The organism is Rheinheimera pacifica, assembly GCF_900108485.1.
Classification (GTDB): domain Bacteria; phylum Pseudomonadota; class Gammaproteobacteria; order Enterobacterales; family Alteromonadaceae; genus Alishewanella; species Alishewanella pacifica.
In genome coordinates, this window is record NZ_FNXF01000011.1 from 122107 (window position 1) to 148996 (window position 26890).

At 48.5% G+C, this 26890-nt stretch carries 24 protein-coding genes and 1 other RNA gene; 11 read left to right on the forward strand and 14 right to left on the reverse strand.

The genetic code is table 11. The features are described 5' to 3' along the window. Window positions 1-123: 123 nt before the first annotated feature. The 8 genes from BLW68_RS14190 to BLW68_RS14225 form a co-directional block, all read right to left on the reverse strand. Window positions 124-1563, reverse strand: a complete 1440-nt coding sequence (locus tag BLW68_RS14190) for a glycoside hydrolase family 28 protein (protein ID WP_092794705.1) — start codon at window positions 1561-1563, stop codon at window positions 124-126. 186 nt (window positions 1564-1749) lie between these two features. After that, on the reverse strand, window positions 1750-2784 hold the full coding sequence (locus BLW68_RS14195; protein WP_092794801.1) for a LacI family DNA-binding transcriptional regulator: 1035 nt from the start codon (window positions 2782-2784) through the stop codon (window positions 1750-1752). A gap of 10 nt (window positions 2785-2794) precedes the next feature. After that, on the reverse strand, window positions 2795-3580 hold the full coding sequence (locus BLW68_RS14200) for an IclR family transcriptional regulator (protein WP_092794707.1): 786 nt from the start codon (window positions 3578-3580) through the stop codon (window positions 2795-2797). 58 nt (window positions 3581-3638) lie between these two features. Beyond that, window positions 3639-4934, reverse strand: a complete 1296-nt coding sequence (locus tag BLW68_RS14205) for a TRAP transporter large permease (protein WP_092794710.1) — start codon at window positions 4932-4934, stop codon at window positions 3639-3641. Next, the gene (locus tag BLW68_RS14210) at window positions 4934-5434 is read right to left on the reverse strand and encodes a TRAP transporter small permease (protein WP_092794713.1); all 501 of its coding nucleotides are present in this window, start codon (window positions 5432-5434) and stop codon (window positions 4934-4936) included. The genes BLW68_RS14205 and BLW68_RS14210 overlap by 1 nt, the downstream gene beginning before the upstream one ends. Beyond that, window positions 5427-6434 carry a TRAP transporter substrate-binding protein gene (locus BLW68_RS14215; protein WP_092794716.1) on the reverse strand — a complete coding sequence of 336 codons (1008 nt, stop codon included), beginning with the start codon at window positions 6432-6434 and terminating at the stop codon, window positions 5427-5429. Before BLW68_RS14215 ends, BLW68_RS14210 begins: the two co-directional genes overlap by 8 nt. A gap of 90 nt (window positions 6435-6524) precedes the next feature. Beyond that, on the reverse strand, window positions 6525-7367 hold the full coding sequence (gene kduI, locus BLW68_RS14220; protein ID WP_092794719.1) for a 5-dehydro-4-deoxy-D-glucuronate isomerase: 843 nt from the start codon (window positions 7365-7367) through the stop codon (window positions 6525-6527). A 27-nt stretch (window positions 7368-7394) separates the two neighbouring features. Next, a complete protein-coding gene (locus BLW68_RS14225) occupies window positions 7395-8153 on the reverse strand; it encodes an SDR family oxidoreductase (protein ID WP_092794723.1) in 759 nt (252 codons plus the stop codon). Between the two features lie 373 nt (window positions 8154-8526). Here BLW68_RS14225 and BLW68_RS14230 point away from each other — a divergent pair, with 373 nt between their 5' ends. The 4 genes from BLW68_RS14230 (at window position 8527) to BLW68_RS14245 (ending at window position 15884) form a co-directional block, all read left to right on the forward strand. After that, window positions 8527-11331, forward strand: coding sequence for a TonB-dependent receptor (locus tag BLW68_RS14230; protein WP_092794726.1), 2805 nt, complete (start codon window positions 8527-8529; stop codon window positions 11329-11331). 125 nt (window positions 11332-11456) lie between these two features. Next, a complete protein-coding gene (locus BLW68_RS14235; RefSeq protein ID WP_092794729.1) occupies window positions 11457-13925 on the forward strand; it encodes a glycoside hydrolase family 88 protein in 2469 nt (822 codons plus the stop codon). 189 nt (window positions 13926-14114) lie between these two features. Continuing rightward, window positions 14115-15128 (forward strand): pectinesterase family protein, encoded by a 1014-nt coding sequence (locus BLW68_RS14240; RefSeq protein ID WP_092794732.1) that lies wholly within the window; start codon window positions 14115-14117, stop codon window positions 15126-15128. Between the two features lie 3 nt (window positions 15129-15131). Beyond that, complete coding sequence (locus BLW68_RS14245; RefSeq protein WP_092794735.1) at window positions 15132-15884, forward strand: rhamnogalacturonan acetylesterase; 753 nt, start codon at window positions 15132-15134, stop codon at window positions 15882-15884. A 161-nt stretch (window positions 15885-16045) separates the two neighbouring features. Here BLW68_RS14245 and grpE read toward each other — a convergent pair whose 3' ends face one another. Both grpE and hrcA read right to left on the reverse strand, forming a co-directional pair. Next, a complete protein-coding gene (grpE, locus tag BLW68_RS14250) occupies window positions 16046-16609 on the reverse strand; it encodes a nucleotide exchange factor GrpE (protein WP_092794738.1) in 564 nt (187 codons plus the stop codon). 30 nt (window positions 16610-16639) lie between these two features. Beyond that, window positions 16640-17671: a heat-inducible transcriptional repressor HrcA gene (gene hrcA, locus BLW68_RS14255; protein WP_092794741.1), complete on the reverse strand. Its 1032-nt coding sequence runs from the start codon at window positions 17669-17671 to the stop codon at window positions 16640-16642. A gap of 126 nt (window positions 17672-17797) precedes the next feature. Between hrcA and nadK the strand changes: the two genes are divergently transcribed. The 3 genes from nadK to BLW68_RS14270 all read left to right on the forward strand — a co-directional run bounded on the left by nadK (window position 17798) and on the right by BLW68_RS14270 (window position 20880). Next, window positions 17798-18679, forward strand: coding sequence for an NAD(+) kinase (gene nadK, locus BLW68_RS14260; RefSeq protein ID WP_092794745.1), 882 nt, complete (start codon window positions 17798-17800; stop codon window positions 18677-18679). A gap of 109 nt (window positions 18680-18788) precedes the next feature. Then, complete coding sequence (gene recN / locus BLW68_RS14265; protein WP_092794748.1) at window positions 18789-20462, forward strand: DNA repair protein RecN; 1674 nt, start codon at window positions 18789-18791, stop codon at window positions 20460-20462. 67 nt (window positions 20463-20529) lie between these two features. Continuing rightward, window positions 20530-20880 (forward strand): outer membrane protein assembly factor BamE, encoded by a 351-nt coding sequence (locus BLW68_RS14270; RefSeq protein WP_092794752.1) that lies wholly within the window; start codon window positions 20530-20532, stop codon window positions 20878-20880. A 68-nt stretch (window positions 20881-20948) separates the two neighbouring features. On the opposite strand, the gene BLW68_RS14275 is transcribed toward BLW68_RS14270, so the two are convergent. Next, the gene (locus BLW68_RS14275; protein ID WP_092794756.1) at window positions 20949-21296 is read right to left on the reverse strand and encodes an RnfH family protein; all 348 of its coding nucleotides are present in this window, start codon (window positions 21294-21296) and stop codon (window positions 20949-20951) included. Continuing rightward, window positions 21289-21732 carry a type II toxin-antitoxin system RatA family toxin gene (locus tag BLW68_RS14280; protein ID WP_092794759.1) on the reverse strand — a complete coding sequence of 148 codons (444 nt, stop codon included), beginning with the start codon at window positions 21730-21732 and terminating at the stop codon, window positions 21289-21291. Before BLW68_RS14280 ends, BLW68_RS14275 begins: the two co-directional genes overlap by 8 nt. A gap of 106 nt (window positions 21733-21838) precedes the next feature. Between BLW68_RS14280 and smpB the strand changes: the two genes are divergently transcribed. From smpB to BLW68_RS14300, 4 genes are all read left to right on the forward strand, one after another. After that, entirely contained in the window at window positions 21839-22321 is a 483-nt protein-coding gene (smpB, locus tag BLW68_RS14285; protein ID WP_092794764.1) for an SsrA-binding protein SmpB, read from the forward strand. A 159-nt stretch (window positions 22322-22480) separates the two neighbouring features. After that, window positions 22481-22841, forward strand: a transfer-messenger RNA (tmRNA) gene (gene ssrA / locus BLW68_RS14290). An 863-nt stretch (window positions 22842-23704) separates the two neighbouring features. Continuing rightward, on the forward strand, window positions 23705-24976 hold the full coding sequence (locus BLW68_RS14295; RefSeq protein WP_245728345.1) for an AAA family ATPase: 1272 nt from the start codon (window positions 23705-23707) through the stop codon (window positions 24974-24976). A 4-nt stretch (window positions 24977-24980) separates the two neighbouring features. Then, window positions 24981-25652 (forward strand): RloB family protein, encoded by a 672-nt coding sequence (locus BLW68_RS14300; protein WP_092794770.1) that lies wholly within the window; start codon window positions 24981-24983, stop codon window positions 25650-25652. Between the two features lie 339 nt (window positions 25653-25991). Here BLW68_RS14300 and BLW68_RS14305 read toward each other — a convergent pair whose 3' ends face one another. Both BLW68_RS14305 and BLW68_RS14310 read right to left on the reverse strand, forming a co-directional pair. After that, window positions 25992-26468, reverse strand: a complete 477-nt coding sequence (locus BLW68_RS14305; protein ID WP_092794773.1) for a DUF4124 domain-containing protein — start codon at window positions 26466-26468, stop codon at window positions 25992-25994. Between the two features lie 195 nt (window positions 26469-26663). After that, on the reverse strand, window positions 26664-26890 hold a 227-nt coding region (locus BLW68_RS14310), incomplete at its 5' end, for an ATP-binding protein (RefSeq protein WP_177172252.1).

Consider the following 26890-nt stretch of genomic DNA (forward strand, 5'->3'; position numbering starts at 1 on the left):
TTGCCCACACCAACACGCCGTAAATACATCCCTGTAGGCTCGATTCAGGCATCCATGCCTTCAACGGTTGGTTTAGGGCAAGTCGATTCTCCCCTCTCAGCACCGCAGTACTTCAGGTAAAAGCTATAGCTGCAGCGCCTCACCATTTAAGGTTAGATCGACCGCATCAATCTGCGCGACATTCTCCAGCACACCCAGGCTGGCGGTTTGATTAAACTGCACATGGTGCAAACTGACACCGCTGATCGGCGCCCGTTCAAAACCGCGCAGCAAAAACGCCCGCTGGGCTTTTTGTACGCGTAAATTACTGATATGCAAATTCTTTACCTGCGGCAGGTGCTGGCCTGCATCACCCTCTTCATAGAAGAAGTTAATCACGATAGCGTCTTTTACTTCGCCGATATCAATATCGCGGATATAGATATTTTCAATTAAGCCGCCACGTACCGAGTTGGTTTTAATACGGATACCGCGATCTAAATCCGGGCTGCTCATCCGGCAGCGGCGGGCGAAAATATTACGCGCACCACCGGAAATTTCACTGCCCAGCACCACACCACCATGGCCGGCGCGCATCATACAATCCTGGATCACCACATTTTGCACTGGTGTTGCCAGCCGGCGGCCGTCGTTATTACGGCCGGATTTCAGCGCAATACAATCATCACCGGTATCAAACAAACAATTTTCAATTAACACCCGGTTGCTGGACTCCGGGTTACAACCATCGGAATTCGGCCCGTGGCTAACGCAGTTAACGCCGCGCACTATCACATCTTCTGACAGCACCGGGTTAATAAGCCAAAATGGCGAGTTACGAATAGTGATGCCTTCAATCAACACCCGTTTACAGCGGTATGGCTGAATAAACGGTGGCCGTAAATAATTTTCTGTAAATACACGCTCTGCTACCGGTACACCAGCTTCAGCCATATCAAATAACGGCGTGCGGGTATTGGCCTGATCTGTTTTGGCATCTAACTGCCAGGGGGTGTGTTTCCATTGCCCTTTCCATGGCCACCATTGGCTATTACTGCCGTTGCCTTCCAGAATACCCTCCCCGGTAACAGCGATGTTTTCCTGCTCAAAGGCATAAATAAGTGGCGAATAACCCATCAGCTCTACGCCTTCCCAGCGGGTAAATACCGCCGGCAGGTAGCGCTCTGGTTCAGGGTAAAACGAAAGTACCGCATCTTTTTGCAGATGCAGATTTACATTAGACTTTAAATGCACCGGCCCGGTATTAAAACGCCCGGCAGGTACCACTACGCGGCCTCCACCAGCAGCGGCACAGGCGGCAATAGCGGCGTTGATAGCATCACTGCTATCAATGCCAACTTTGGCGCCAAACTCAGTAATAACAAAATCACGTTTAGCAAAGGCAGTAGGTGCGATAGCAGCAATAATGGCATCAGCCTGCTGCCACAGCACAGCATCCGCAGCATCACTGGAAGAAGTTGCCACAGCAGACACAGACGAGCAGCCGTTTAATGACCATAAAGATAAGCCCATTCCGGCCAGGCCTAAGGTTTTTAAATGTTGTCGTTTTTGTCTGTCTGTCATTAGTAACCTCTTTTTTAGGTGGCCACCGTTATCACAATTGCCGGCGGCTTTACCTTATTTACAACTGAATTAAGTTAGCTATTGGTACTATAATAACCAATTTGCCACCGGTGGCAAGTAAATCGGCAAACTTTTTGCCAGCGGTAGCAAAAAAGTTTGTCTAAGTTAAAACATGAATAAAACAGCTTAGTCGTTGCTGCCGGCTACTCTGGCCGTTGACTCCCGTACAACCAGGGTTGGTGCCACTTTAGCGGCAACGTTAGAGGCCGCTTTGTCGTTATTTTCTATCGACATAATCAGCTTGCTGGTAGCCAGTAGCGCCATTTGCCGCACCGGCCTTTTAATGGTGGTTAATGCCGGTATCACCCGCGAGGCCAGCATATTGTCATCAAAGCCGGCTACCGAGAGCTGCTCCGGCACTTTAATGCCAAGGCTGTGCGCTACCTTTAATACCCCGGCAGCCATCTGATCGTTATTGGCAAAAATAGCCGTTGGTTTTTCCTCTGCCTGCAGCAGCTGGCGCGCACATTCAATACCGGTTTCGTAGGTATTATTACCTTCAATAATCCAGTCTGGCTGCAGTTTAATACCATAGGCCGACAGCCCCAACTGAAAACCTTCCATCCGCTCAGTTGACGATTTATAACGCTGCGGCCCGCTGATAAAAGCAATATGTTCATGCCCCAGCTGGGCAAAATAACGCGCCATTTCAGCCGCCGCTGCCCTGTCGTCTGACACTACAATATGTTTGGCCTCATCCAGCGCTACTGAGCTTAAGCGCACATAAGCACTGCCGGATTCTTTTAGCGCCTGGGCCAGAGTTTCAGATTCCGACACCGGCGGCAGCACAATAACGCCATCCAGCTTAGAGCGCTGCATAAAGCGCAGGCAGTCCTGTACCAGAGTTTCACTGCGATAGCGGCACGGATGCACTACCAGCTCGTAGCCCAGGTTAGAGCATACTTCCAGCACACCACGTTGCACATCATCCAGATAGAGTGCATCGGGGTTGTCGTAAATAAGGCCGAGCAGGTATGAGCGGCTGGATGCCAGGCCTCTGGCCTGAGTGTTGGGCGAATACTTTAATTCGCTGATCACCTTTTCTACCCGGGTACGGGTAGTGTCACCGACACTAAGCGAACCGTTAATAACCCGTGATACCGTGCGTTTGGATACACCGGCAATACGGGCAACATCATTTATCGTGGCTTGTTTTTGCATAAGTCTCATCTTATTGACCACGCGCACTGTTAGCGACCAGTTGCGGCCTGTAAGTACAAAGTGCGATATCGATCGCCGTTTGTTTTACGCTGGCGACAAGATCGGTTTGGGCTTTTTTAGCAAACAGCACCAGCGGCCCGGTAATGCCAACTGCCGCCACTACAGCCCCCTGGCTGTCGCGAATTGGCACCGCCAGACAGCGCACGTCGTCATGGTATTCCATATCGTCGCTAGCATACCCGCGTGCCAGTATCCGCTGCAACTCTGTTGTTAACTCATTTGGCTGTACCAGGCTGTGCGAGGTACGCCGCTTAAACAAGCCGGCCTCGGCTAATGCCGTTAACCTGTCAAAATGATGAAATGCCAAAAACACCTTACCGGCAGCAGAGCAGTTAAAATCGGCAATGGTACCCGGCCTGGCGGCTAAACGTTGTGGATTAGGGCTGTCGCATACTTCTACCAGCAAAGCGCCTTTGGCATGTGGTAATGCCAGGTGGCAACTTAAACCGGTAGTCAGCGCCAGTTGCTGCAGCATTGGCAAGGCCTGTTGCTGCAAGCGCTGCGAGCTTAATAAACTCAACCCCATTTTAAACAGTTGTGCCCCTACCAGATAGCGCTTGCCGTGCTTTTCCAGCACCTGCTCCTGGCACAGGGTTTGTAAAATGCGAAACGCTGTCGTTCGTGGCACCGCTAAACGCTGTTCCAGTTCAGTTAAACTCAGGCCCTGATCCGACTCTGTCACCAGCGACAGAATACGGCAGGCATTGGCCAGATTGGGGATCACGTAGCTTACCATCGGTTAACTCCTGAGTTTAGGATCTGTTGAAAACCAAATTGGTTAAGAAACAAGCCGGTTAAAAGCCAAACTGCTTTGGCAACCATTCACTGATTGCCGGCACATAAGTTACCAGCATCAGCACCACAAACATTGCCAGATATAACGGCATTAACGGCCGGATAATGGCTTCAAGCTTGGTTTTGGCAATAGCACAACTAACAAACAGCACACTGCCCACCGGCGGTGATACCAGGCCGATAGATAAATTCAGTACCATCATAATGCCAAAATGCAGCGGGCTCATGCCCAGCTCTACTGCTACCGGCAGGAAAATTGGCGTAAAAATTAACACTGCTGGGGTCATATCCATAAAGGCGCCTACCAGCAACAAAATCAGGTTAATCATCAGCAGAATTAACAGCGGGTTTTCACTGATCGTCAGCATGGCTGCACTTATTGCCTGTGGAATTTGCTCGTAAGATAAAATCCATGACATAGCCGATGAAGTAGCAATAAGCGCCAGCACGATGGCCGTGGTTTCAGCGGCTTTCATTAAAATGCCCGGCAGTTCAGTAGTGTTTACTTCGCGGTAAATGCCTACTGCTAATATCAGCGAATACACCACCGCAATAGCACCAGCTTCAGTGGCAGTAAATACGCCGCTGACAATGCCGCCAATCACCAGAAAAATCATAAACAGGCTGGGCAAGGCTGCCGCCACTTTTTGTACCACCAGTTTAAGCGGTAAACGCGCCGCTACCGGATAGCCCTTTATTTTGGCGTAACCGGCACAAACGATCATGAGTGATACACCCAATAAAATACCAGGCAGGTAACCGGCAATAAACAGCGCGGCAATCGATACGCCACCGCTGGCAATTGCGTACACAATAAGAATATTGCTTGGCGGAATAAGCATACCGGTAGTAGCTGCTGCTGCCGTTACGGCAGCACTGTAGTTAACATCGTAGCCCTGCTTTTTCATCTCCGGCAGCATAAAGCTACCAATGGCCGAGGTCGCTGCTACGGCAGAGCCTGAGATCGCGCCGAAAAACATACAGGACATCACATTCACCAGTGCCAGGCCGCCGGGTAACATACCCACCAGCGCCATGGCGCACTCAATCAGCCGTTTGGCAATACCACCGCGGCCCATAATCAGGCCCGATAGCACAAAAAACGGAATAGCCAGCAGCGCAAAGCTGTTAATGCCGCCGGCCATACGTTGCGCCATGGTAGTAACCGCCGGCATAAAGTCGACACTAAGCAACATAGTGGCCAGCGTTGCCAGGCCAATACAAAATGAAATAGGTACGTTAAGCAGCAACAGGCCGAAAAACACCAGCAGTAAAACCAGAATTGCCATTTCCATTAGTGCATCCCCTCAACTGCCGGTGTCGGTTTGTTACAGGCCATAAAATACAGCTGGCAAATACCATAAAAAGCAATCAGCACACCGGACAGCGGCACAGCAATATAGATATAAGCCATCTTAATGCCCAGCGCGGCTGACATCTGGTTTAGCTCCCAGGTCAGAGCTACCAGATTACCGCCACCAATCACCATTACGGCGATAGCGAAAATTACCACCGACGCTGTCAGCACCAGCGCCAAACGCCGCTGGATTGCCGGTGGAAACTTCTGCGTAACGATATCCAGCCCCAGATGCACACCGGTACGATAAGCAAAGGCCGCTCCTACCATACCAATCCAGATTAAAAAGGTGCGTGACAACTCTTCGGTAATTGAGCTGGGCGCATTTAATATGTAACGTGATACTACCTGCCAGCACACCACCAGCACTATGCCGCCCATTAATCCGGCCAGAAACCACTTAAGCAAGCTATCAACGACCTGGATTAACTTAGTCATTTTTTGCCTCCATTTGCGCGCCGATATCGGCAATTTGCTGCAGTAAGGGGCCAATATCAGTTTGTTGCAGGCTTCGATGAAACGGCGCTACCGCATCGCGAAACGGCTGTTTATCCGGGTAAATTACCTTTACGCCGGCAGCTTTCACGGCGGCCAGCGCTTCGTCAGAAGATTGCTGCCAGGCTTCGCGCTGGTAAACGATAGAATCGTTAGCGGCGCGCTGCAGCCATTCCTGCTGCTGGGGGGTTAAATCCTGCCATACCGGCAGGCTGACAATCAGTACATCCGGCACCGCCGTATGTTCGTCCAGGGTGTAATATTTGCTTAACTCGTAATGGCGCGATAAATAAAAACTTGGCGGGTTATTTTCTGCACCATCTACCACGCCCTGCTGCAGAGCGGTATACAGCTCGCCCCAATCTACCGGTGTGGCAGCGCCACCTAACTCTTCAACCATCCGCACTGCGGTTTGGCTGGCCAGCACGCGGAATTTTTTGCCACGTAAATCAGCCGGAGTATTAATTTCGGTATTGGTAGAGTAAAAACTGCGGCTGCCGGCGTCATAGTAGCCCAGGCCGCGTAAGCGTGCCGGTTGCAGCGCCATCAGTAATTCAGTGCCGGTTTTGCCGTTTAACACCTGCCATAAATGGGCGTTATCATTAAAAATATAGGGCACGCTAAATACGCGCATTTGCGGCACAAAGCTTTCTACTGAGCTGGCCGACACTTTAGTCATTGCCAGGCTGCCAATTTGCAGCAGTTCAACTAATTCGCGTTCATTGCCAAGCTGGCCGCCGCTGTAGATCTCAATCTGCATAGTGCCGTTGGAATAATGCGCAAGCCGTTCGCCCATTAACACCATGGCTTTGTGCACCCCATGTTCCTGATCCAGCGCATGCGCCAGCCGTAAGGTGGTTACTTCCTGCTGCGGCTTACAGCCGATCAGCAGAGCAGCCGCCACCAACAGCAGGCCGCTGGCCCGCCGGGTGATAGTTCTCATAACTCGTCCTACCCTGTTGCTAGGAGTGGCATATCTTGCTGCATGCCTTACTCGGTACAATTGCTGCCTGCGGCAGCGAAAGGCCAGTTGCTACTTCATTGCGCTGGCAGGAAATTTATCCATATCGTGGTAATCCAGGTTTTCACCGGCCATACCCCAGATAAAGGCATAATTGCTGGTGCCACAGCCACTGTGAATAGACCACGCCGGTGATACTACCGCCTGCTCATTACCCACCCAGATATGCCGGGTTTCCTGCGGCTGGCCCATAAAATGACACACGCGCTGATCATCACCGAGGTTAAAATAAAAATAAGCTTCCATCCGCCGGTCGTGCTGGTGCGCCGGCATGGTGTTCCATACGCTGCCGGGTTTGAGCACCGTTAAGCCCATTTGCAACTGGCAGGTTTGCACCACATCATTAATCATCAGTTGGTGAATAGCCCGCTCGTTCGATGTTTCCAACGCGCCCATTTGCAGCACGGTGCAGTTATCCATCGTCAGGTGTTTGGTGGGGTAAGCATGATGCGCCGGTGCAGAATTTAAATAGAATTTGGCAGGTTTTGTACTGTCATTGCTGTGAAAGCTCACATCGCGTGCGCCCATGCCAACATATAGCGCTTCAGTGTTTTTCAGCTCGTAATCGGTGCCATCAACAGACACTTTACCGCTACCGCCAACGTTGATAATACCCAGCTCACGGCGCTGCAGAAAAAACTGCGCTTTAAGTGGCTCTGGCGCGTCAAGCTTTACCGCGGCTTTTACCGGTACAGCACTACCAACAATAACGCGCTCGTAATGGGTGTAACATAATACCAGCTTGTCGGCTTGCATCAGGTTATCTACCAGAAAATGCTGGCGCAGCTCGTCAGTGTCATAGTGCTTTACGTCATCCGGATGTGTCGGGTAACGGCTTTCAAATAAAACAGTCATAAAAACCTCAGTTAAAAAGTAAAGTGTTTAGCGCGCCAGCCAGCCGCCATCTACCGCCAGTACATGGCCATTAACATAATTGCTGGCATTTGACGCCAGAAATACCGCAGCACCGGCTAAATCTTCCGGTTCGCCCCAGCGTGCTGCCGGGATGCGCGCAGTAATAGCGGCGTTACGCTCGGTATCGGCTTGCAACGCAGCGGTGTTGTCGGTACGGAAATAACCCGGCGCAATAGCATTCACCTGAATATTGTGTTGCGCCCATTCGTTGGCCAGTGCTTTGGTCACACCGGCAATAGCATGTTTGCTGGCGGTGTACGCCGGTACGGTAATACCGCCGCTGTAGGATAACATTGAGGCGATATTAATAATTTTGCCCTGCTGGCGCTTAATCATTTCGGCCCCTAAACGCTGGCTGAGTAAAAAAGCCGCGTCTAAGTTTACTGCGATCACTTTGTGCCATTCGCTCATCGGAAACTGATGCGCCGGGGCACGGAAAATAGTACCGCCGCAGTTAACCAGAATATCAACTGTGCCTTGCGCCAGCGCCTGCTGCGCCAGTTGCTCTACTGCAGCCTCATCACTTAAATCTGCCGCTAAACCAATGGCCTCGAAGCCCTGCTCGGTGATCATTGCTACTGTATCGCGGCTGCCTGCAACAGTTGAGCTGGCACACAGCACTTTAGCACCAGCCTGCGCCAGCGCTACAGCAATAGCCTGGCCCAAACCGCGGCTGGCGCCGGTTACCAAAGCGGTCTGCCCGGCGAGAGAAAATAATGCTGCCATAATGGCCTCCTGCGGTTAAATAAACTTTGTCATCACGATATTTCGTTCATATATGGAACAAAATTAAAATTCGAAACAACTCTAAAATATCAACTAATCAATCAGTTAAGCCATACTGGCGAGTTTTGCTGACAAATTAGACTGATTTTATTATCGCCAATAATTGACAGATTTTAGTTGATGGTGTTAGCTTTTTGCCATCGGTGGCACAAAATTGCAAGTTTTTTTTGCCACCGGTAGACAAAGCATATAGGCTGAATACGAAACAAGCAAATCAACAGGGAGCAAAGTTACTTTGCTCCTGAAAAAACACAAAAAGCCCGGGCATGACTCAGGCTAAAACTACAAGTCAATTCAGGACGAGGTATATAAAATGGCTTATCGCAACACGCAATTCCGCCCCACTAAACTGGTGCGCGCGCTTACGCTGGCCGGTTTAGCTACCGTGCTTGGCGCTGCTCCGGCACTGCAGGCACAGCAAGCCGAAGAGCAACCAACAGCACAAGTACAGGAACAAGACATTGAAGTTATTACCGTAACTGGTGGCTTTCGTGGCAGCCTGGCCAGTGCTTTAAACCAAAAGCGCTTTGAAACCGGCTCTACCGACACGATCAAAGCTGAAGATATTGCTGACTTTCCGGATCTTAACTTAGCAGAGTCTTTACAGCGTATTCCTGGCGTGGCGATCAGCCGTGTTGCTGGTGAAGGCCGGCAGATTTCTGTCCGCGGCTTAGGCCCGGATTTTACCCGCGTACGCATTAACGGTATGGAAGCACAATCTACCAGCGGCGGTACCGACGCAATCGGCGGTGCTAACCGTGGCCGCGGCTTTGACTTTAATACCTTTTCATCTGATTTATTCAGCGAACTAACAGTACGCAAAACGGCCTCTGCCAATGTAGAAGAAGGCTCGCTTGGCGCCACGGTAGACCTGCGCACAGCGCGGCCATTTGACTATGACGGCTTTACCTTTGCCGCCAACGTACAAGGTGGCTATAACGATTTATCTGAAGAAGTAGACCCTAAAGGCTCATTTTTAGTCAGCAATATTTTTGCTGACGGCAAATTTGGCGTGCTGTTTTCTGCCGCTTATTCAGAGCGCAATATTAAAGACGAAGGTGCCAGCACAGTGCGCTGGAACAACGTCAATGACTTTGGCAGGTACCGCGGCGATAGCCAGGCGCCTGAGTTACAACAGATTAACGATGCGTTCCGGCCACGTTTACCACGCTACGATTCATACGAGCACAACGTAAAACGTACCGGTATGGCGGCGGCATTTGAATTCCGCCCCAGCCAGGAAACCCGCTTTAACCTGGATATTTTGTACTCTAAAGATGATTCAACCCGCCAGGAAGCCTTTATGCAGGCGATCCTGAACGCCGGCACTAATCGCGCAAACCTCGCCGCACCAGTAGCAACTGGTACAACCGGTAACATGAATGTTATTGATTACGAAATCGATAATACTAATACCGTTACCTATGCCGCTTTTGAAAATGCATTAATTCGCAACGAGCTGCGTTACGATGAACTGTCTACAGACTTTCTGCAATTTAGCTTAAGTGGTCAGCATCAGTTAACGGATAACCTGAAAATTGATGCCATGGTGGGCCGGGCGAAATCTGAATTTGATAACCCGATCCAAACCACAGTGGTAATGGATAAAGCAGGCTTAGATTTCAGCTACGATTACCGTGGCAGCAAACGCGATAACCCTGAACTGTTATTTGGCGCCGGCGCCTATGATGCTAATGGCTGGACGACAAGCAGCGTGCGGCTTCGTCCGTTAGGTGCAGAAAATACCTTCGATAATGCCGCGTTAAATCTGGAATATGTATTAAACGATAATCTGACATTACGCGGCGGCGTGCATTATAAAAAGTTTGAATTTGAAACCCGCGAAGCGCGCCGCCTATCGGGCGAGAACGCTGGCGGTGTGGTAATGACACCCGATCTGATTATGAACTACGACGCCAGTATCGGCAGCCAGAATACCTGGGTTTTGCCTGACCTTGCAGCGATTGACGCAGCATATGATATATATGGTAATTCAGGCGTTTTTGAGGTTGGTATTGCAACGCGACTAGTAGATAACTACTCCGCTGAAGAGAAAACCTTAGGCACTTATTTACAGCTGGCATTTGAAACTGAAGTGGGCGATACCACCATTCGCGGTGATGTTGGCGGCCGTTATATAAAAACCGATCAGTCTTCTACCGCCTGGGCAACGCTGGGGGGGGTAAATGAATTAATTACTGCCAAGCATGATTACAACGAATTTTTACCATCTCTTAACCTGGTATTTGAACCATTAGAAGATGTCATTATCCGTTTTGGTTATGCCGAAGTAATGGCTCGTGCCGGTTTAGGCAGTATACGCCCTAACGTTTCTGTTTCTGTATCTGGTGGTGCACGCAGTGTTAGCGGTGGTAACCCCACACTGGAACCCACCAAAGCCAAAACTTATGACTTGGGCTTAGAGCTGTACTTTGACAATGAATCTTTGTTAGGTGTGGCGGTATTCCGTAAGGATATCGACAGCTATGTGCAGGGCCTGCGTGAAACCAAGCCATTTACCGAAACCGGCTTACCGATTCAGGCAGCAATTGATGCCTGTAATGCCGGCCCTGGCTATGGCCCGGACTGTAATGAAAACGTAGAGTGGCAAACCAATACGCCATTAAATGGCCCTGGTGGCAACCTGTATGGCTTTGAAGTGCAGTATCAGATGCCGTTTAGCTTCCTGCCAGAATTCTGGGACCGCTTTGGCTTTATCGGTAACTACACTTACGTAAAAGCGCAGATGGATTACATTAACGCCGATGGTCAGCTGCTGGCAACCCGCGATTTACAGGGTTTGTCAGAGTCTACCCGCAGCGCCACGCTGTACTATGAAGATGACAAATTCAGCGCCCGTGTATCACTGACTGATCGCTCTAAGTATCTGACGAACGCTATCGGCCGCGACAACAACGATATGGAAGGCACCAACGCTACCCGTAACATTGATGCAGCTATGTCTTACCAGTTAACCGACAACTGGAAAATAAGCTTTGAAGCGCTTAACCTGACTGACGAAGTAGATGATCAATGGGTAGATTCAAGCGGCAACCGCTTAACCTACTACCACAGCACTGGTCGTCAGTACTACTTAGGCGCTCAGTACAAGTTCTGATATCGCCTCGATGCACTACCCGCTATGCTCCGGCATAGCGGTTTTAATTTCTCCCGCAAAACGCTGAGCCACGGAAGGCCCGTTTTACTATGCATGGACGTACGAATTGTAATAACAGGTACCTTATGGCCCGCATTCTTTTTGGCAAAACCTTGTTAAGTATCAGCATTGCCACAGTTGTCAGCGCTTGCTCGCCACAACCTTCTGCTACTGCTCCACAGTCGGTTGGCAGCAACGACAGCAGTATTGCCAACCTCAGTGTCAGTAACCCATCCACTTTTGCACGCAAAGAACAAAACCTGCTGCTGCCATTTAGTGATCTTGGCGTAACAGCAAGCCAGGCACAGGCGTTAGTGGCACTGGAAGGTGGCAATACAGTGCCGTCACAACTGATTGATCATAATGGCGATGGCAATAAAGACAGCCTGTTATTACAGTTTGATTTCGCTGCTGTTGAGACAAAACAACTGCAGATCCTGAATGATACTGCGCTGTTTAACGCCCAGCAGTTAACCAAGCATACCCAGGCAGAAATATCGTATAAAACCGGTGGCCAGTGGCAGGACAGCAAATACATTGGCGGTGAGTTTCAAAACGTCACCGAGCTGACCCCACCCGCGCAATATACCGATCATTCCGAGTGGATCCGCTACGAGGGCCCGGGCATAGAATCAGATAAAGTCGGCTATCGCATTTATCTGGATTGGCGTAACGGCTTTGATGTATTTGGCAATAAAACCGGTAAACCGGTGCTGCATCAGGTAGGGCTGGACGGCTATAAGTCGTACCATGAAATGGCCGACTGGGGCATGGATTTACTTAAAGTAGGTAAATCGCTTGGCGCCGGCGGTTTCGGCTACTGGGACGGTGATAAGGTGCAGCTGGTTTCTACTGTCAGCGGCCACACCGCCAAAGTAATTGAAAACGGCGCTGTATATTCTGCGCTGCAAATTCAGTATAAAGACTGGCAAATTGCCGGTAAAACCACCAACTTAACCGCTAACCTGTCCATGACTGCCGGTAGCCGCCTGGTACATACCCGTTTGTCTTTAACCGAGCCGCTGGACAATATCGCCATCGGTCTAGTGCGCTTGCCTAATACCCAAGTATTGCATGGTAAATCAGAAGTGACCGGCCACAGCTGGACATATCTGGCCACCTGGGGCGAGCAAACCCTGACCGGAGGCAACGATAAACTGGGCATGGCCATTTTGTATAAGCGTGGCGCCAATAAACAGCTGACCGGCGATGAAAACAGCCATGTTGCAGTAATGACGCCATCAGGCACCGAGCTGGAATACTATTTCCTTTCAGCCTGGGATGGTGAGCCGGGCGGTATTAAAACCGAAGCCGAGTTTGTTGAATACCTTGAACAAGAAGTAGAAAAACTTACGCTGACGCCCAGGTTGTCGCTTAAAACCGCACTGTCTGAGCAGCAAAAAGCTGGAGCCTTAACTGCCGACGTAGCGTTAAACTGGAGCGAGCGTTTAGCCGCCAGCGAAATGGTACGGCAAACCCCTTACTATGCTTATGGTGGCTGGGATTACGAGCGCCAGCGCCCAAGCAAATGGGAATATACTACCGGCTTACAGTTGCAAGCCTATGACGACCTGCTTAAAGTTAAACCTAATGCCCAGTGGCAACAGGTGCTGACTGATGTTATTGATTCTTTTATTACCAGCGACGGTGATATCCGCACGTACAAACTCAGTAACCATAATATCGACAGTTTAAATACCGGCAATATGCTGCTACGTGAATACCAGCGTAACCCCAAGCCAGAGTATAAACAGGCACTGGATTTACTGCGTAAACAGTTAGCTGAACACCCACGCACTTCTGAGGGTGCCTTCTGGCATAAACAAATTTACCCGCACCAGCTATGGCTCGACGGCGTGTACATGGGTATGCCCTTTCTGGCCAACTACAGCAAAGCGTTTGAGCAAGGCCATGCTTTTGACGAAGTGGTAAAAGAATTTACCATCAGCCGCGACAAACTGCGTGACCTCAATACCGGCTTGTATTACCACGCCTGGGATGAAGCCCGCGAGCAGGATTGGGCCGATAAAAACACCGGCCTGGCCAGCCAGTTCTGGGGCCGTGGTTTAGGCTGGTTAGCCATGGCGTTAGTGGATGTGCTGGAAATTATTCCTGCAGATCAAACCGCATTGCGCCAGCCATTACTGGATATGACAGCAGAACTGGCCGAAGCACTGGTAAAAGTACAGCATGACAACGGCACCTGGTATCAGATCCTGGATAAACCCAACGCACCGGGTAATTATTTAGAATCGTCTGCCAGTGGCATGTTTACTTATTTCTTTGCTAAAGGCGTAAATAACGGTTATCTGGATGCCCGCTATAAAGCCACCGCAGTAAAAGCTTACGAAGGCCTGGTAAATGAATTTATTCTGGTACATCCGGATAACAGCATAAGCTTAGTCAATACCTGCCAGGTTGCCGGTTTAGGTTTTGGCCGTGATGGCAGCTACCACTACTATATGAGTGAACCGGTATTTCGTAACGACGCTAAAGCCAACGGCCCCTTTATTATGGCCGGCGTGCAAATAGCGAAACTGCTTGGTACTAACTAAGTTTCTTCCTGTGTTTAGCCGGTTTTGATGCTTCGGCACGAACCGGCTTGCCCACGCTAACACGCCGTAAACCCATCCCTGGGGGCTCGACTCAGGCATCCATGCCTTCAACGGTTAGCTTAGGGCAAGTCGATTCTCGCTATGTTGCCCCGGTAATCTTGTGGTACCGGCTTTTTTGGAATCAAATATATGCAAAAAGCCTTTCCATTCTGCATCCTGTTACTGCTGTTTATCAGCACAACCAGCTTCGCCGATATCATCCGCCTGCAGGTGGCACAAAGCGGCGATGCACCCTTTCGCAGTATTCAGCAAGCCATAAACAGCCTGCCCGATAACGATACTCAAGCCATTATTCAGATTAGCCCTGGCGTCTATACAGAAAAAATTTATCTCACCCGCAATAAAGTGGCGCTAATTGGTGCAGGTGCTGATAAAACCGAAATTCGCGTCGCAGAGCTGCGCACTAACTGGTTAAAGCAGCACCCCAGCGATTGGGGCGCGGCAGTGGTGAATATCCGCGCCAGCGACATTGCGCTGCTTAATATCAGTATTGTAAACAGCTATGGCGAGCTAACCGGGGATAATGAACACCAATTTGCCGTGCGTGGCTTTGAGCAGGCTACCCGCATTATTACCGCTAACTGCCGCATTATTGCCGGCGGTGCCGACACGTTAAGCCTGTGGAATAAAACCGACGGCATGTATTACCACGACAACTGCTACTTTGAAGGCCATACCGATATGGTTTGCCCGCGTGGGTGGGCGTTTTTCAGCAACAGTACTTTTATTAATAAAAAAGCCTACGCCACTTTATGGCATGACGGCGAGTTAAACGAGCAGCAAAAAATGGTGGTGCGCGACTCGCACTTTGACGGCGTGCCTGGCTTTATGCTGGGCCGGCGCCATTATGACGCCCAGTTTTACCTGATTAATAACCAGTACAGCCCCAATATGGCCGACAAGCCGATATTCCGCCACACCTACCCAACCGAGCCAGAACACGACCGTGCCAATCTATGGGGCGACCGCTACTATTTTAGCCACAGCGATAACAAGCAGGTGGTTTATCACTGGCTTAAAGCTAATTTAGCCGAGCATCCATCACAACTATCGCCGGAGCAAATCACTGCCAAGTGGACTTTTGCTGGCCGCTGGGATCCGGAACAACAGGTAAAAATGCTATTGCAACTAAATAAGGAATAACACATGAAGTATCTGCTTATTGTGGCTTTATGCTTTGGCTTGAGCCAAGCGCAAGCTACTGAAATAAAACCGGTAAAATTGCATCTGGTTGGCGATTCAACCATGTCGGATAAACCCAACCTGGCTTACCCCGAGCGCGGCTGGGGCCAGTTGCTGCCACAGTTTTTATTACCACAGTTAACTGTAGTGAACCATGCCGCTAATGGCCGCAGCACCCGGCGTTTTTTAACTGAAGGCCGCTGGCAATTACTGTTAAGTGAGCTCGGCAACGGCGATTATGTGCTGATCCAGTTTGGTCATAATGATTCAAAAGAATCGGATCCGGCGCGCTATGCCGCTTTTGACAGCGATTATCAGACATTTTTAACACAATTTATTGCTGATATACGCGAGCGTGGCGCCACCCCCATGCTGGCAAGCTCAATTTGCCGGCGTAACTTTGCCGAAGATGGCAGCTTAAAACGTGATCTGGCCGATTACGCCAGTGCCGCTGCCAAAGTAGCCAAGGAAACAAAAGTCAGCTTTTTTGACTTACAGCAGCTAAGTTGTGATTTCTGGCAACAGCAGGGTAAAGATAACAGCCAGCCATATTTTATTCAGGTACCGGCAGGTTTGTATCAAAAATTTCCCGACGGCAAAGTGGATAACACCCACCTGACACTGCAAGGTGCCAGCAAAATAGCGCAGTTTTTTGTGCAGGATTTAAAACAACAGCAACATCCGCTGGCAGCTTATATCTATCGGGAATTATTGTAAGCAAGGCAGAACGCACCGATGAGAACCGGTTTGCCCTAAGCCAACCGTTGAAGGCATGGATGCCTGAATCGAGCCCCCACGGATGGGTTTACGGCGTGTTGGTGTGGGCAAGCCGATTCGATAAACTGATACCGACTTGCTTTTCTAAGTCTTACGCGAATTTATTCCACGGCTTTAGATACACCTACCATTGCCGGGCGTAATAAACGGCCGTTTAACTCATAGCCCTTTTGCATTACAAAGGTAACGGTATTGGGTGCAACATCAGCAGATGGCTGAATACTCATCGCTTGATGATGCTCAGGGTTAAATGGCTGGCCTTGCGGGTCAATTTGGTTTACGCCGTATTTAGCTACCGTATCCAGAAAGCTTTTCAGGGTCAGCTCAACGCCTTCCACCACCCCTTTTAATGCTTCATCTTCCCGGTTGATAAAGCCCAGCGCCCGCTCCAGGTTATCTACTACCGGTAACAAGTCACCGGCAAATTTTTCCAGGGCAAACTTATGGGCTTTTTCTACGTCCATCGTGGCACGGCGGCGCACGTTTTCAGATTCTGCCTTAATACGCAGCATCAAATCCTGCTGCTCTGCCACACGGGCGTTAGCGTCGGCCAATTCGGCTTCCAGTTTGGCAATAATTGCCTGCTCACCCGACAGCTCTACTGTGTCGGCATGCTCGTTGGCTTGCTCTGGCGCATTGTCGTTTGGCTGGTGTTGCTCTGTCATGTGTTACTACTCCCAAATTAAGTAGGTGTATTATGGGGATACCTGGCGCCGATTCAAGTTTAAATTTAATTGGCGCGCACAGGCTTCCACTAACGGGATCAGCCGGGCGTAATTCATTCTGCGCGGCCCCAGTAAAGCAATAAAGCGTTTTGGCTGTTGTTGATAACGCTGCACTATGACACTGACATTCGCCAGTTCAATAAAACCAGACTCTTTACCCAGCAATAGTTTTGGCTGCTCATCCTGCGTTACGGTTTGTAACAGGCGGATCAGGCCGTCGGGCTGTTCCAGCATCTGCATCACCTGTTGCAGCGCCGGGTTTTGCTGGTATTCCGGCGCCAGCAATAACTGATGCTGGCCGTAAATTAATGGCTGATGCTGCTGCAGCTCATCCAGACTTAGTTGCCCCAGTACTTTTTGCAATAGTTGCTGACACAAGCCGGTTTCGCTACGCACTATGCTGCCAAGCCGTTCAATACCATCCTGCCACTGCCCGCCGCCACCTAAAGCCGCGTTTAATAAACACAGCACTTTGCTCAATGTATTGCTGTCTATCGCGCTTTCGCAGTGCAGCACCCGGTGCAAAATATCACCGTCTTCATCTATTACCACAAGCAGTAATCTGTCACTGGCCAGGCGCACTAAATCAATCTGCCGCACAATACGGCCGTCGGCTTTAGGCGCACTGACAATAGCGACAAAGCCGGTGAGGTTAGTCAGTAACTGCCCGGCTTGCTGGCACAATAAAGATACCGGCAACTGCGGCGTAAGCCTGCGCTGTAACTCATTATTCCACATGCTGGTAAGCGGCTGCAGTTGCAGCATTTTATCGATAAATAAACGAATACCGGCAGTAGTGGGAATGCGCCCGGCCGAGGTATGCGGCGAGCGGATTAAGCCCTGCTGCTCCAGTGCCATCATGGTGTTACGCACCGTAGCCGAACTTACGGCCAGCTGAGCATGATCCGCCAGCAACTTTGATGATACAGGCTGGCCATCCAGCAGATACTGTTCAACAATCAGCTTTAAAATCAACTCAGATCGGTTCAGGGCTAACGTCATGCGACATACTCACTTCATCATTGAGCTTGGATATGGGGGCAATAAGTGCCAATTCAAGTAAAACACGGCCTAGTGTCCAACGCGTGCTGCCGTTATACTGCGCTAACGCATTGAAAGGAAACTGCTATGCAACATGCCTTTACCACCGTTGGCCTGATTGGCAAACCACACCATCAGGGCGCGAATAATACGCTAATCAGCCTGTACAGTTTTTTACAACAGCAGGGGCTGAAAGTTTACGTTGAAGAACGCGTAGCCCAATCGCTTACGCTGCCGGGTGTAGAAATACTCGATCTGGTTGAACTGGGTAAAAAGTGCGACCTGGCGATTGTTGTTGGCGGCGACGGCAATATGCTCGGAGCAGCCAGGGTATTGGCGCGCTTCGATGTGGCGGTACTGGGTGTTAACCGCGGTAATTTAGGGTTTTTAACCGATTTGGCACCGGAGGATTTTCAACAGCCACTAAGCGAGGTGCTGGCAGGTAACTTTGTAACTGAAAAACGCAACCTGCTGGAAATATCGGTACACCGCCATGGTACGGTAAAAAGCAGCAACAGTGCCGTAAACGAAGCCGTACTGCACGCCGATAAAGTGGCGCATATGATAGAGTTTGAAGCCTACATCAATGACGAGTTTGTTTACAGCCAACGCTCCGATGGCCTTATTATCAGCACCCCTACCGGCTCCACCGCGTATTCACTCTCCGGCGGCGGCCCGATCCTGACACCGGATCTAGACGCCGTCAGTCTGGTACCCATGTTTCCGCATACGTTAAGCAGCAGGCCGCTGGTAGTGTCGGGCAATAGCGAAATCAGGCTTAAAGTGGCCAGCACTAACGATGCTCATTTACAGATCAGCTGCGACAGCCACGTTATTCTGGCAGTAATGCCTGGCGATGATATTTATATCCGCAAACACCCTACGCCACTTCGGTTAGTGCATCCGCCGGGTTACAGCTACTTTCATGTGCTGCGCAATAAGTTGGGCTGGGGTAGCAAACTTTATTAAACCGCTGCTTGCCTATTGTACAATTCCTGTATAAAGTTACTGTATAAATAAACACTGTTATTTTTCACAGTTGTTCTGTAGCGTAACTTTATTCAGGTTGGAGCATCGCATGCTGTGTCATCTGCATATCAGTAATTTTGCCATTGTCCGCGCGCTGGAAATCGATTGGGCCAGTGGTATGTCTACCATTACCGGTGAAACCGGTGCCGGTAAATCTATCGCTATTGACGCTTTATCATTGTGTTTGGGCGAGCGGGCCGATGCCAGCGTAGTGCGCCCCGGTGCAGATAAAGCCGATATCGTCGCCAGCTTTGATATCAGTAAACTTAAAGCCGCACAGCACTGGCTGACAGAGCAAGACCTTGCCATGGGCAACGAGTGCATTGTGCGCCGCGTGGTTAGCAGCGAGGGCCGCTCGCGTGGTTATATTAATGGCGTGCAGGTACCGGCGCAGCAACTTAAAGCCTTAGGCCAGTATTTACTCAGTATTCATGGCCAGCACGCGCACCAGCAACTGCTAAAAAGCGACTACCAGCGCCAATTACTGGATGCGTTTGCCGCCAACAGTGCAACACTGGATGCCACCCGCCATGCCTGGCGCAACTGGCAGCAATTACAACGTGAGTATGGCGATTTACAGCAATCGCAACAGCAACGTGATGCCCAGCGCCAGTTGCTGGAATATCAGGTAGCCGAGCTGGATAACTTTGCCCCGCAGGAAAATGAATACCCCGATCTGGAAGCCGAACACAGCCGCTTAAGTCACGGCAATACGTTATTAAGCCAGAGCCAGCAATGCCTGCAGCTGTTGTATGATGACGAACAGCAAAATATTTATCAGGCATTATCTGTTGCCACTGCCCAGTTAGAACAGCTGGCAACCCTGGACCCGGCACTGAACAACATAGCTCAGATGCTGAACGATGCGCTGGTACAAACCGAAGAAGCCAGCCGCGAACTACGCCGTTATGCCGACAAAGTTGAGCTGGACCCGGAACGTTTAGCGCAGGTAGATGAGCGCCTTGGCCTTTGGCTGAACTTATCGCGTAAACATCAGGTAGCACACGAGGCCCTACCCGCACTGCATCAGCAACTGTCTGCGCAGTTGGCAACCCTTACCGGCAACGACAAACGCCTGGTGCAACTGGCCGCTGATATTGGCCAGGCCGAGTTAGACTATATGGCACAGGCAGAGCAATTAAGTGAGCAGCGCCGTCAGGCCGCCAGTGCACTTAGTAGTCAGGTCAGTAAAAGCATGCATGAACTTAGCATGGCAAATGCCCGCTTTGAAATACAGCTAACCACTATGGCTGCCGAACAGGCCAGTGCCAGCGGCATTGATGCGGTTGAATTTCAGGTATCTACCAATCCGGGCCAGCCGTTACAGGCAATGCATAAAGTGGCATCGGGCGGCGAGTTATCACGCATCAGCCTGGCAATACAGGTAATACTGGCCGACAAAGTAACTACCCCTACACTGATTTTTGATGAAGTAGACGTTGGCATCAGCGGCCCGGTTGCGGCCGGTGTCGGCCGTTTACTGCGCCAGCTGGGTGAAAGCACGCAAATTATTTGTGTTACCCACTTACCACAGGTAGCCAGCCAGGGGCATCAGCAACTGTTTGTGGAAAAGTATACCGACGGCATTGCCACAGAAACCCGCATGCGCACTCTGGGCGACGAAGAGCGTATCAGTGAAATTGCACGCTTGCTGGCAGGTGAGAATATCAGCGCCAGCGCGCTGGCAAATGCCCGAGAACTTTTATGTGCACCGGCAGTCTGAAAGAAGGTTTTTCACAAGGCTTGTCATAGGGTATGATGAAGCCAATCAGATTAAGCAGAAGTGACAGATGAAAGCAGTAATTAAAACCTTATGCCTGGTAGTTGGCATACTTAGCCTTGGTGCCTGCAGCAGCTGGATTTACCGTATCGATATTCCGCAGGGCAACTTTTTAGAACAAAAAGATGTAGATAAGCTGCGTGTGGCCATGACCAAAGAGCAGGTAACTTATGTCTTAGGCAGCCCGGTAGCCAGTAATGCATTTGACAACGACACCTGGCACTATTTTTATGCCCTCAAAGGTGGCCGTGGCAATAACTTTGAAAAGCAGCTGATTGTTGAATTTAAAGACGACAAATTGCAGGATATAAAAGGCGACTTTGACAAATCGGCCGAGTTTAGCACGCCGCTGGATATTTAAGCTTTACCCTGTATAAAGACTGCTTTTTAACAGCCAGCCGAAGAAAACCAGCTATTAAGCTGGTTTTTTTATTCGGTAGCGTTTTTAGCTTCGTGTGGCCGGCCACCGGTTACTTTGTCTGCCCGGCCTTCTTCTTTGGCTTTCTCGGCCCGGCGACGGCGTAAATCTTTTGGATCGGCAATCAGCGGCCGGTAAATTTCAATTCTGTCGCCCGCTTTTACCCTATCATCAAGCTTTACCGGCCGGCTCCAGATCCCGACCTTTTGCACGGCAAGGTCAATTTCAGCAAACTGCTGTAAAATGCCTGAGCGCTCAATAACCTGCTGCACAGTGCTGTTACGGTTAACCGATAATGTCATCAGGCTTTGCCGCTCTGGCAGCGCATAGGCCACCTCTATCATGATCTGCTCAGACATGGTTTTCTCCGTATACTTGCTTTGCCCGTTGCGTAAAGGCATTCACCATGGCAGCTGTCAGTTCACCAAAAATTTTACCAAAGGCAAACTGAATAAGCCGGCTGGAAAATTCAAACTCCAGCCTTAAAATAACCTTACAGGCCGTTTCACTTAATGGCTGAAACTCCCAACCGCCGTGTAACTGCTTAAACGGGCCGTCTACCAACTGCATAGCAATACGATGATGCGGATACAAGGTATTACGGGTGGTAAAAGAATGGCCAATACCAGCCTTGGAAACTGTAAGTGATGCCACCATCTCTGTTTCAGACTGGCTGACAATACGGGCAGAGGTGCAGCCAGGCAGGAATTGCGGATAGTCAGGTACAGCGTTGACTAAGTCAAACATCTGCTGTGCACTGTAAAAAACCAGCGCACTGCGCTCAATTTGTGGCATACTCTCTCCCCTTTAAACCCGCCGCCGATTGTAACAGAATAACGCGCTGCAACAAGGCTTGAGCCATCGCTGACCCATAAAACAGAGCTGCGACAAATAACGAATTATGAGTAAAAAACAAGTTAGTAAAAACAAAAACGGCACCATAGCGCAAAACAGAAAGGCACGGCACGAGTACTTTCTGGAAGACCGCTATGAAGCGGGTATGGCCCTGCAGGGCTGGGAGCTGAAAAGCATCCGCGAAGGTAAAGTTAACCTGTCAGATTCTTATGTCATTTTACACAATGGCGAAGCTTTCTTACTCGGTGCGCAAATTCAGCCACTAAACAGCGCTTCCAGCCATGTGATATGCGACCCTGAGCGCAGCCGCAAGTTATTGCTGCACAAACGCGAGCTGGATAAGTTAGTCGGCTTAAAAGAGCGCGACGGCTTTACGCTGATAGCCACTGCCATGTACTGGAAAGCCTGCTGGGTTAAGCTGGAGTTTCATTTAGCCAAAGGTAAAAAAACCTTTGATAAGCGTGACGATATTAAAGACAGAGACTGGTCACGCGAGAAAGAACGCATGATGAAGCACTCCAAGCGTTAACAGTAAACGTAAAATAATACTTGAAACTTCTGCGGCCTAACCCCATCTAAGTAAGGCGACAGGAAAAAACGGCAAAGGTGCAATGCTTGCTTGTGTAACAACAGTCAGCTGCGTACAATAGCCAAACACTATGGTGTGTAAGTGTTCCATACAGAATTCGGGGCTGATTCTGGATTCGACGGGATTCACGAACTCCTAGGTGCATGCCGAGGTGCGGTAGGCCTCGTAAAAAAACCGCAAAAAACTAGTCGCAAACGACGAAACATACGCAATCGCTGCTTAATAGGCAGTAGATAGCTCTTCCCCTCACGCATGTCTGTAAGCTGAGACTCTGGAAGATCACCCCTAACAGAATCGCGTCGCGTCTTCGCCTGGAGACAACACGTTAAAACCAATCAGGCTCGCCCGACGATAGCCTGCCATTCGGCGCTCATAGGGTTAACTAAATGAATGTGCTAAGCATGTAGTACCGAAGATGTAGGTTTTTCGGACGCGGGTTCAACTCCCGCCAGCTCCACCAAAAATGAGAGCGGCGCAAATAGCGCCGCTCTTTATTTCCACCTTAAAAACAAAAGCTTATCTATACGCACCCACGCGAACGAACTGACCGACAGTACCCGAAACACGTCTGGAAATTGTCATCCTGTTGCCAATTTTTGTCATTCTGCGGCCAACTTTTTCGCAAAGTACCAACAAAACATCTGTGATGACCCCATCGGCATCAGCTTCGATATCCTCGAAAAATACCTTAATGACAAAAACCAATTTTAGTATTACAGCGCGTTAAAACTGCTAGATGCGGTACAAGATGCCGTGTGTATTGCTGATTTAGATTTGTCAGCTGATACACCAATGATAAAAGCCTTTGCCAAACACAAAGCAACTGTAAACATCCCCTAAACTAGGTGCATTCCCGATTAGAGTTCTCCAGCGTAAACTACGTTTGAGGAGAACGGAAATGAAAAAGTCGCATTACACAGAAACACAAATCGTCAGAATTCCGCGTTTTTCTTGACCCTCGCACTCTTTTACCTTGGAAGTAGGACGGTGTAATGAGAGAAAGATTCTGGAAACCCGCACTCAAAAGAGCAAATGTGACTTACAGGTGTCCCTATACAAGCTGTCATACATATGCTTCCATGATGCTTACTGAGGGAAAGACCCCTCATGGATTGCAAAGCAAATGGGACATAAAGACTAGGCGATGATAAGACAACCATACGCTCGGTGGCTAAATTAGGAAAAATATAAATTTTGCTAGTAAACACCCACTCATTAATCTATATTTAGCGTGATTTTTTCACGTTAAACTTCGAGGGCGACATGTTAGTTTGCTTCAGGGCTGAGAACTTCCGCTCTATATTTGAACCTATTGAGCTAAATTTGAGACCTGCACCGCGCTTGAGAAATCACAAATCTCATGTACTTAATCCTATTAAAGACAATAAGGACTTAAAGGTACTTAAGACCAGTTTAATATACGGTGCAAATGCCTCTGGCAAATCTAATATTGTCAAAGCTATCGATTTCTTACAGCAATTAGTGATTAGTTCAAAAGCCAGTGACGAGAAAATAGAGTACTCACCATTTAAAGTGACAAAGTCACCTAAAGAAAGTTCGTCTTTTTATATTGAGTTTACAATTCAGGATTACCATTTAGCTTTGACTCTAAAGCTCAACAGCGAACGCGTCGAGTATGAAAAATTAGTAAGTTTCGACAAATCAAAAGAAAAATTGATATACGAAAGAAAAATCACTAGGGATTTTCATGAGTTCAAATCAGATGTTTTAAAATCAAAATCAGAAATTGATTTTATAACGGGTTTATCTAAGTACTCACCGTCAAATTCCTCTTTTATTGGAGTTATTAGTCAAAATGAGAAGGTTCAGCACGATCTACCTAATAGCTTTGGTCCATACATCCGAGCCGCCTTCGTTTATTTGAAATTCTGCTTGATCGTCGTGTTTCCACAGAGTCGATATGGCGGATTAAATGACGATGTATTAGACGGCACTATCAATGCTTATGGAAACAACATAAAAGAGTTCGATACAGGTATCGACAGTATTCACGTAGAAAAAATTGAGCTGTCGACTTTCAGTACTAGTTTGATTAATCGTATAAAAAGTGACATTGCCAAACATGACCAGTCAGTAAAGTTTAGCCATAACTCAAAGGAGTATACTGCCTCAAACCAAAATGGGGAAATAGAGATACACGAGGTTATTTTTAAACATAAAGACGCAGATGGTAATCAGTTTGAATTTACTACAACAGATGAATCTGACGGCACTGTAAGGTTATTAGATCTAATCCCTGTTTTGACGTGCTCAGAGGATTTAAAAGATTCAGAGAAAGCTACATTCATCGTAGATGAGTTCGACAGAAGCCTTCATCCAAACTTATCAAGGCTGTTTTTTGAAAAATTCTTATCTTTGGATACCCATGCAGGTCAACTGATAGTAACAACACATCAGGCAGAGTTATTAGATTTAGATTTGCTGAGAAGAGACGAGATATGGTTTGCCCAAAAGGAATGGGATCACACTACGTCACTATATTCGTTGAACGAATACGGAACGCGTCATGATAAAGACATACGAAAAGCATATCTGGATGGCTTGTTTGGCGCAATTCCAATGACAAAAGGTTGAGATTATGGACAATTTCAGCCAACGATCTTCAGACCGAACAAGGAAACGAGTACAACTAGATCCCAGCTCTTTTGTGATAGCTACAGAAGGTATGGACGAAATAAATTATTTTAGAGCAATCGAAAAGCTAATACCTAAAAGATTTAACGCATATTATGACATACATGTTGTTGATAAGAGTGATGAGCATCATAGCGCATTACATCATATTTTTTCTGACCTTGACGAACATCTTAAGTCTATCAAAAAGCACTTCAGAAACGCTTCTCGAAGCTCATATATAGTTTTCGACCATGACAAAAACTTTAGAGAAAATCACATACGGAATTCTCAATTAGTATTGAGACAAGCACGTCAAAAAGACTATACCACCATTTATTCAAATCCTTGTTTTGATTTATGGCTAATTCTGCATTATGTTGACGTAACTCAAAGAGATGATATCCCTCAATTACTCAGCAATAGTAACAATCATGTCAAACAAGTCCTCCACTCAGTTCGAGATGGAGAAGACTTAGTTCAAATGTCACGACGCTATAAAACTGCAATCGAGAATGCACAGAAATTAATAGCGTTATCTAATTGTGAAAGAGGAAATTATCCTACTCTTGCTCTTGTGACAGAAGTTAAGTACTTAATTTCCGATATTATCGAGGCTGGATTACTTCCTGCTTGATAATACTGTTTTTAAGTATATTATTGTGTATACGGCGCGTTAAGCATGTTAGACAACCAATCAATAACATAATGTTTTAATTTGATAATTTATGAGTCCAACTCCCGCCAGATACACCAATTAGCAACAGGCCGGCAGAAATGTTGGCATTTTGTTTTCAGCTACTCCACTGTAAGTATCTTCATCGAACTGCCACTTTAATTCTAAACCTGAAATGCACTTTTTTATTACCGCATCAAAATTAGATTTTCACCAAAGACACTATAAAAAGAAGCAAATAAACACCGACGATTACTATACAATGCAGATGAGCTGCACAAGTACCCTCGCATTATGCATTCATAGCTTGTTGTATTCCGCTCTTAACTGATCCAACTCACGGTTAGTCGCATCAATTCGTGTATTCCACAGCGTAGTTACGGCCAAAATATCAGAATTTAAACTGTCCTCGTAAACATTGCCCGCTAAATTGCGTACAACACGCCCTTTGCGGTTCACTATTTTTGCTATTTCAGTGTCACGCTGTTGAATCTGCCGGGCTGCCTGACGCTCCAGGCGATTTATTTTTTCTGTCATATCGCGTTTTTTAACAGATGAGCCTATGCGATCCATTGTGTCACTGGCGTTAACTGCAGCTGCGTTCGCCGCATTTTGCATAGCTGGAGCGGCATCTTCACTCTCGCGGCTGTATTCTGTAACCTCCGCATCGTGCGCACAGGGCGTTTGGCTATATATTACTGTACCGTTTTCCTCGCACTTGTATACCTGCGCAGATACTGGCAATGCAAAAATGACGACAAGAATCAGGTATTTCATGGCGTTGTCCTTAACGTAATTTACCGTTTAACTATACAAAATAAAGCTCGTTAAGCCAATGTGAACTGGCGCCGGTTATACTGCACTTTTGCGTTGCGTATTTCGGTTTGTCCGGCCACCTGTTCCGGTTTCATCCGGCCAGGCGTTTCGGTGTGATCCGGCCAGCATGATCTGACCTTCGTTTATGCTCTCTTTTTACCCGACTTCTTCACCCTGAACCAGTGTTTTTTTACGTTGTGACTCACCTGTTAATTCTAGTCGGTGGGCGTTGTGGATCACTCTGTCTAATAGCGCATCTGCGACAGTCGGGTTATCCATCAGACCGTACCATTCTGAGACCGGTAACTGACTGACGATGATCGTGCTGCGTTGCTCGTAGCGATCTTCAATCACGTCCAGTAAATCACTGACTTGCTTACCTT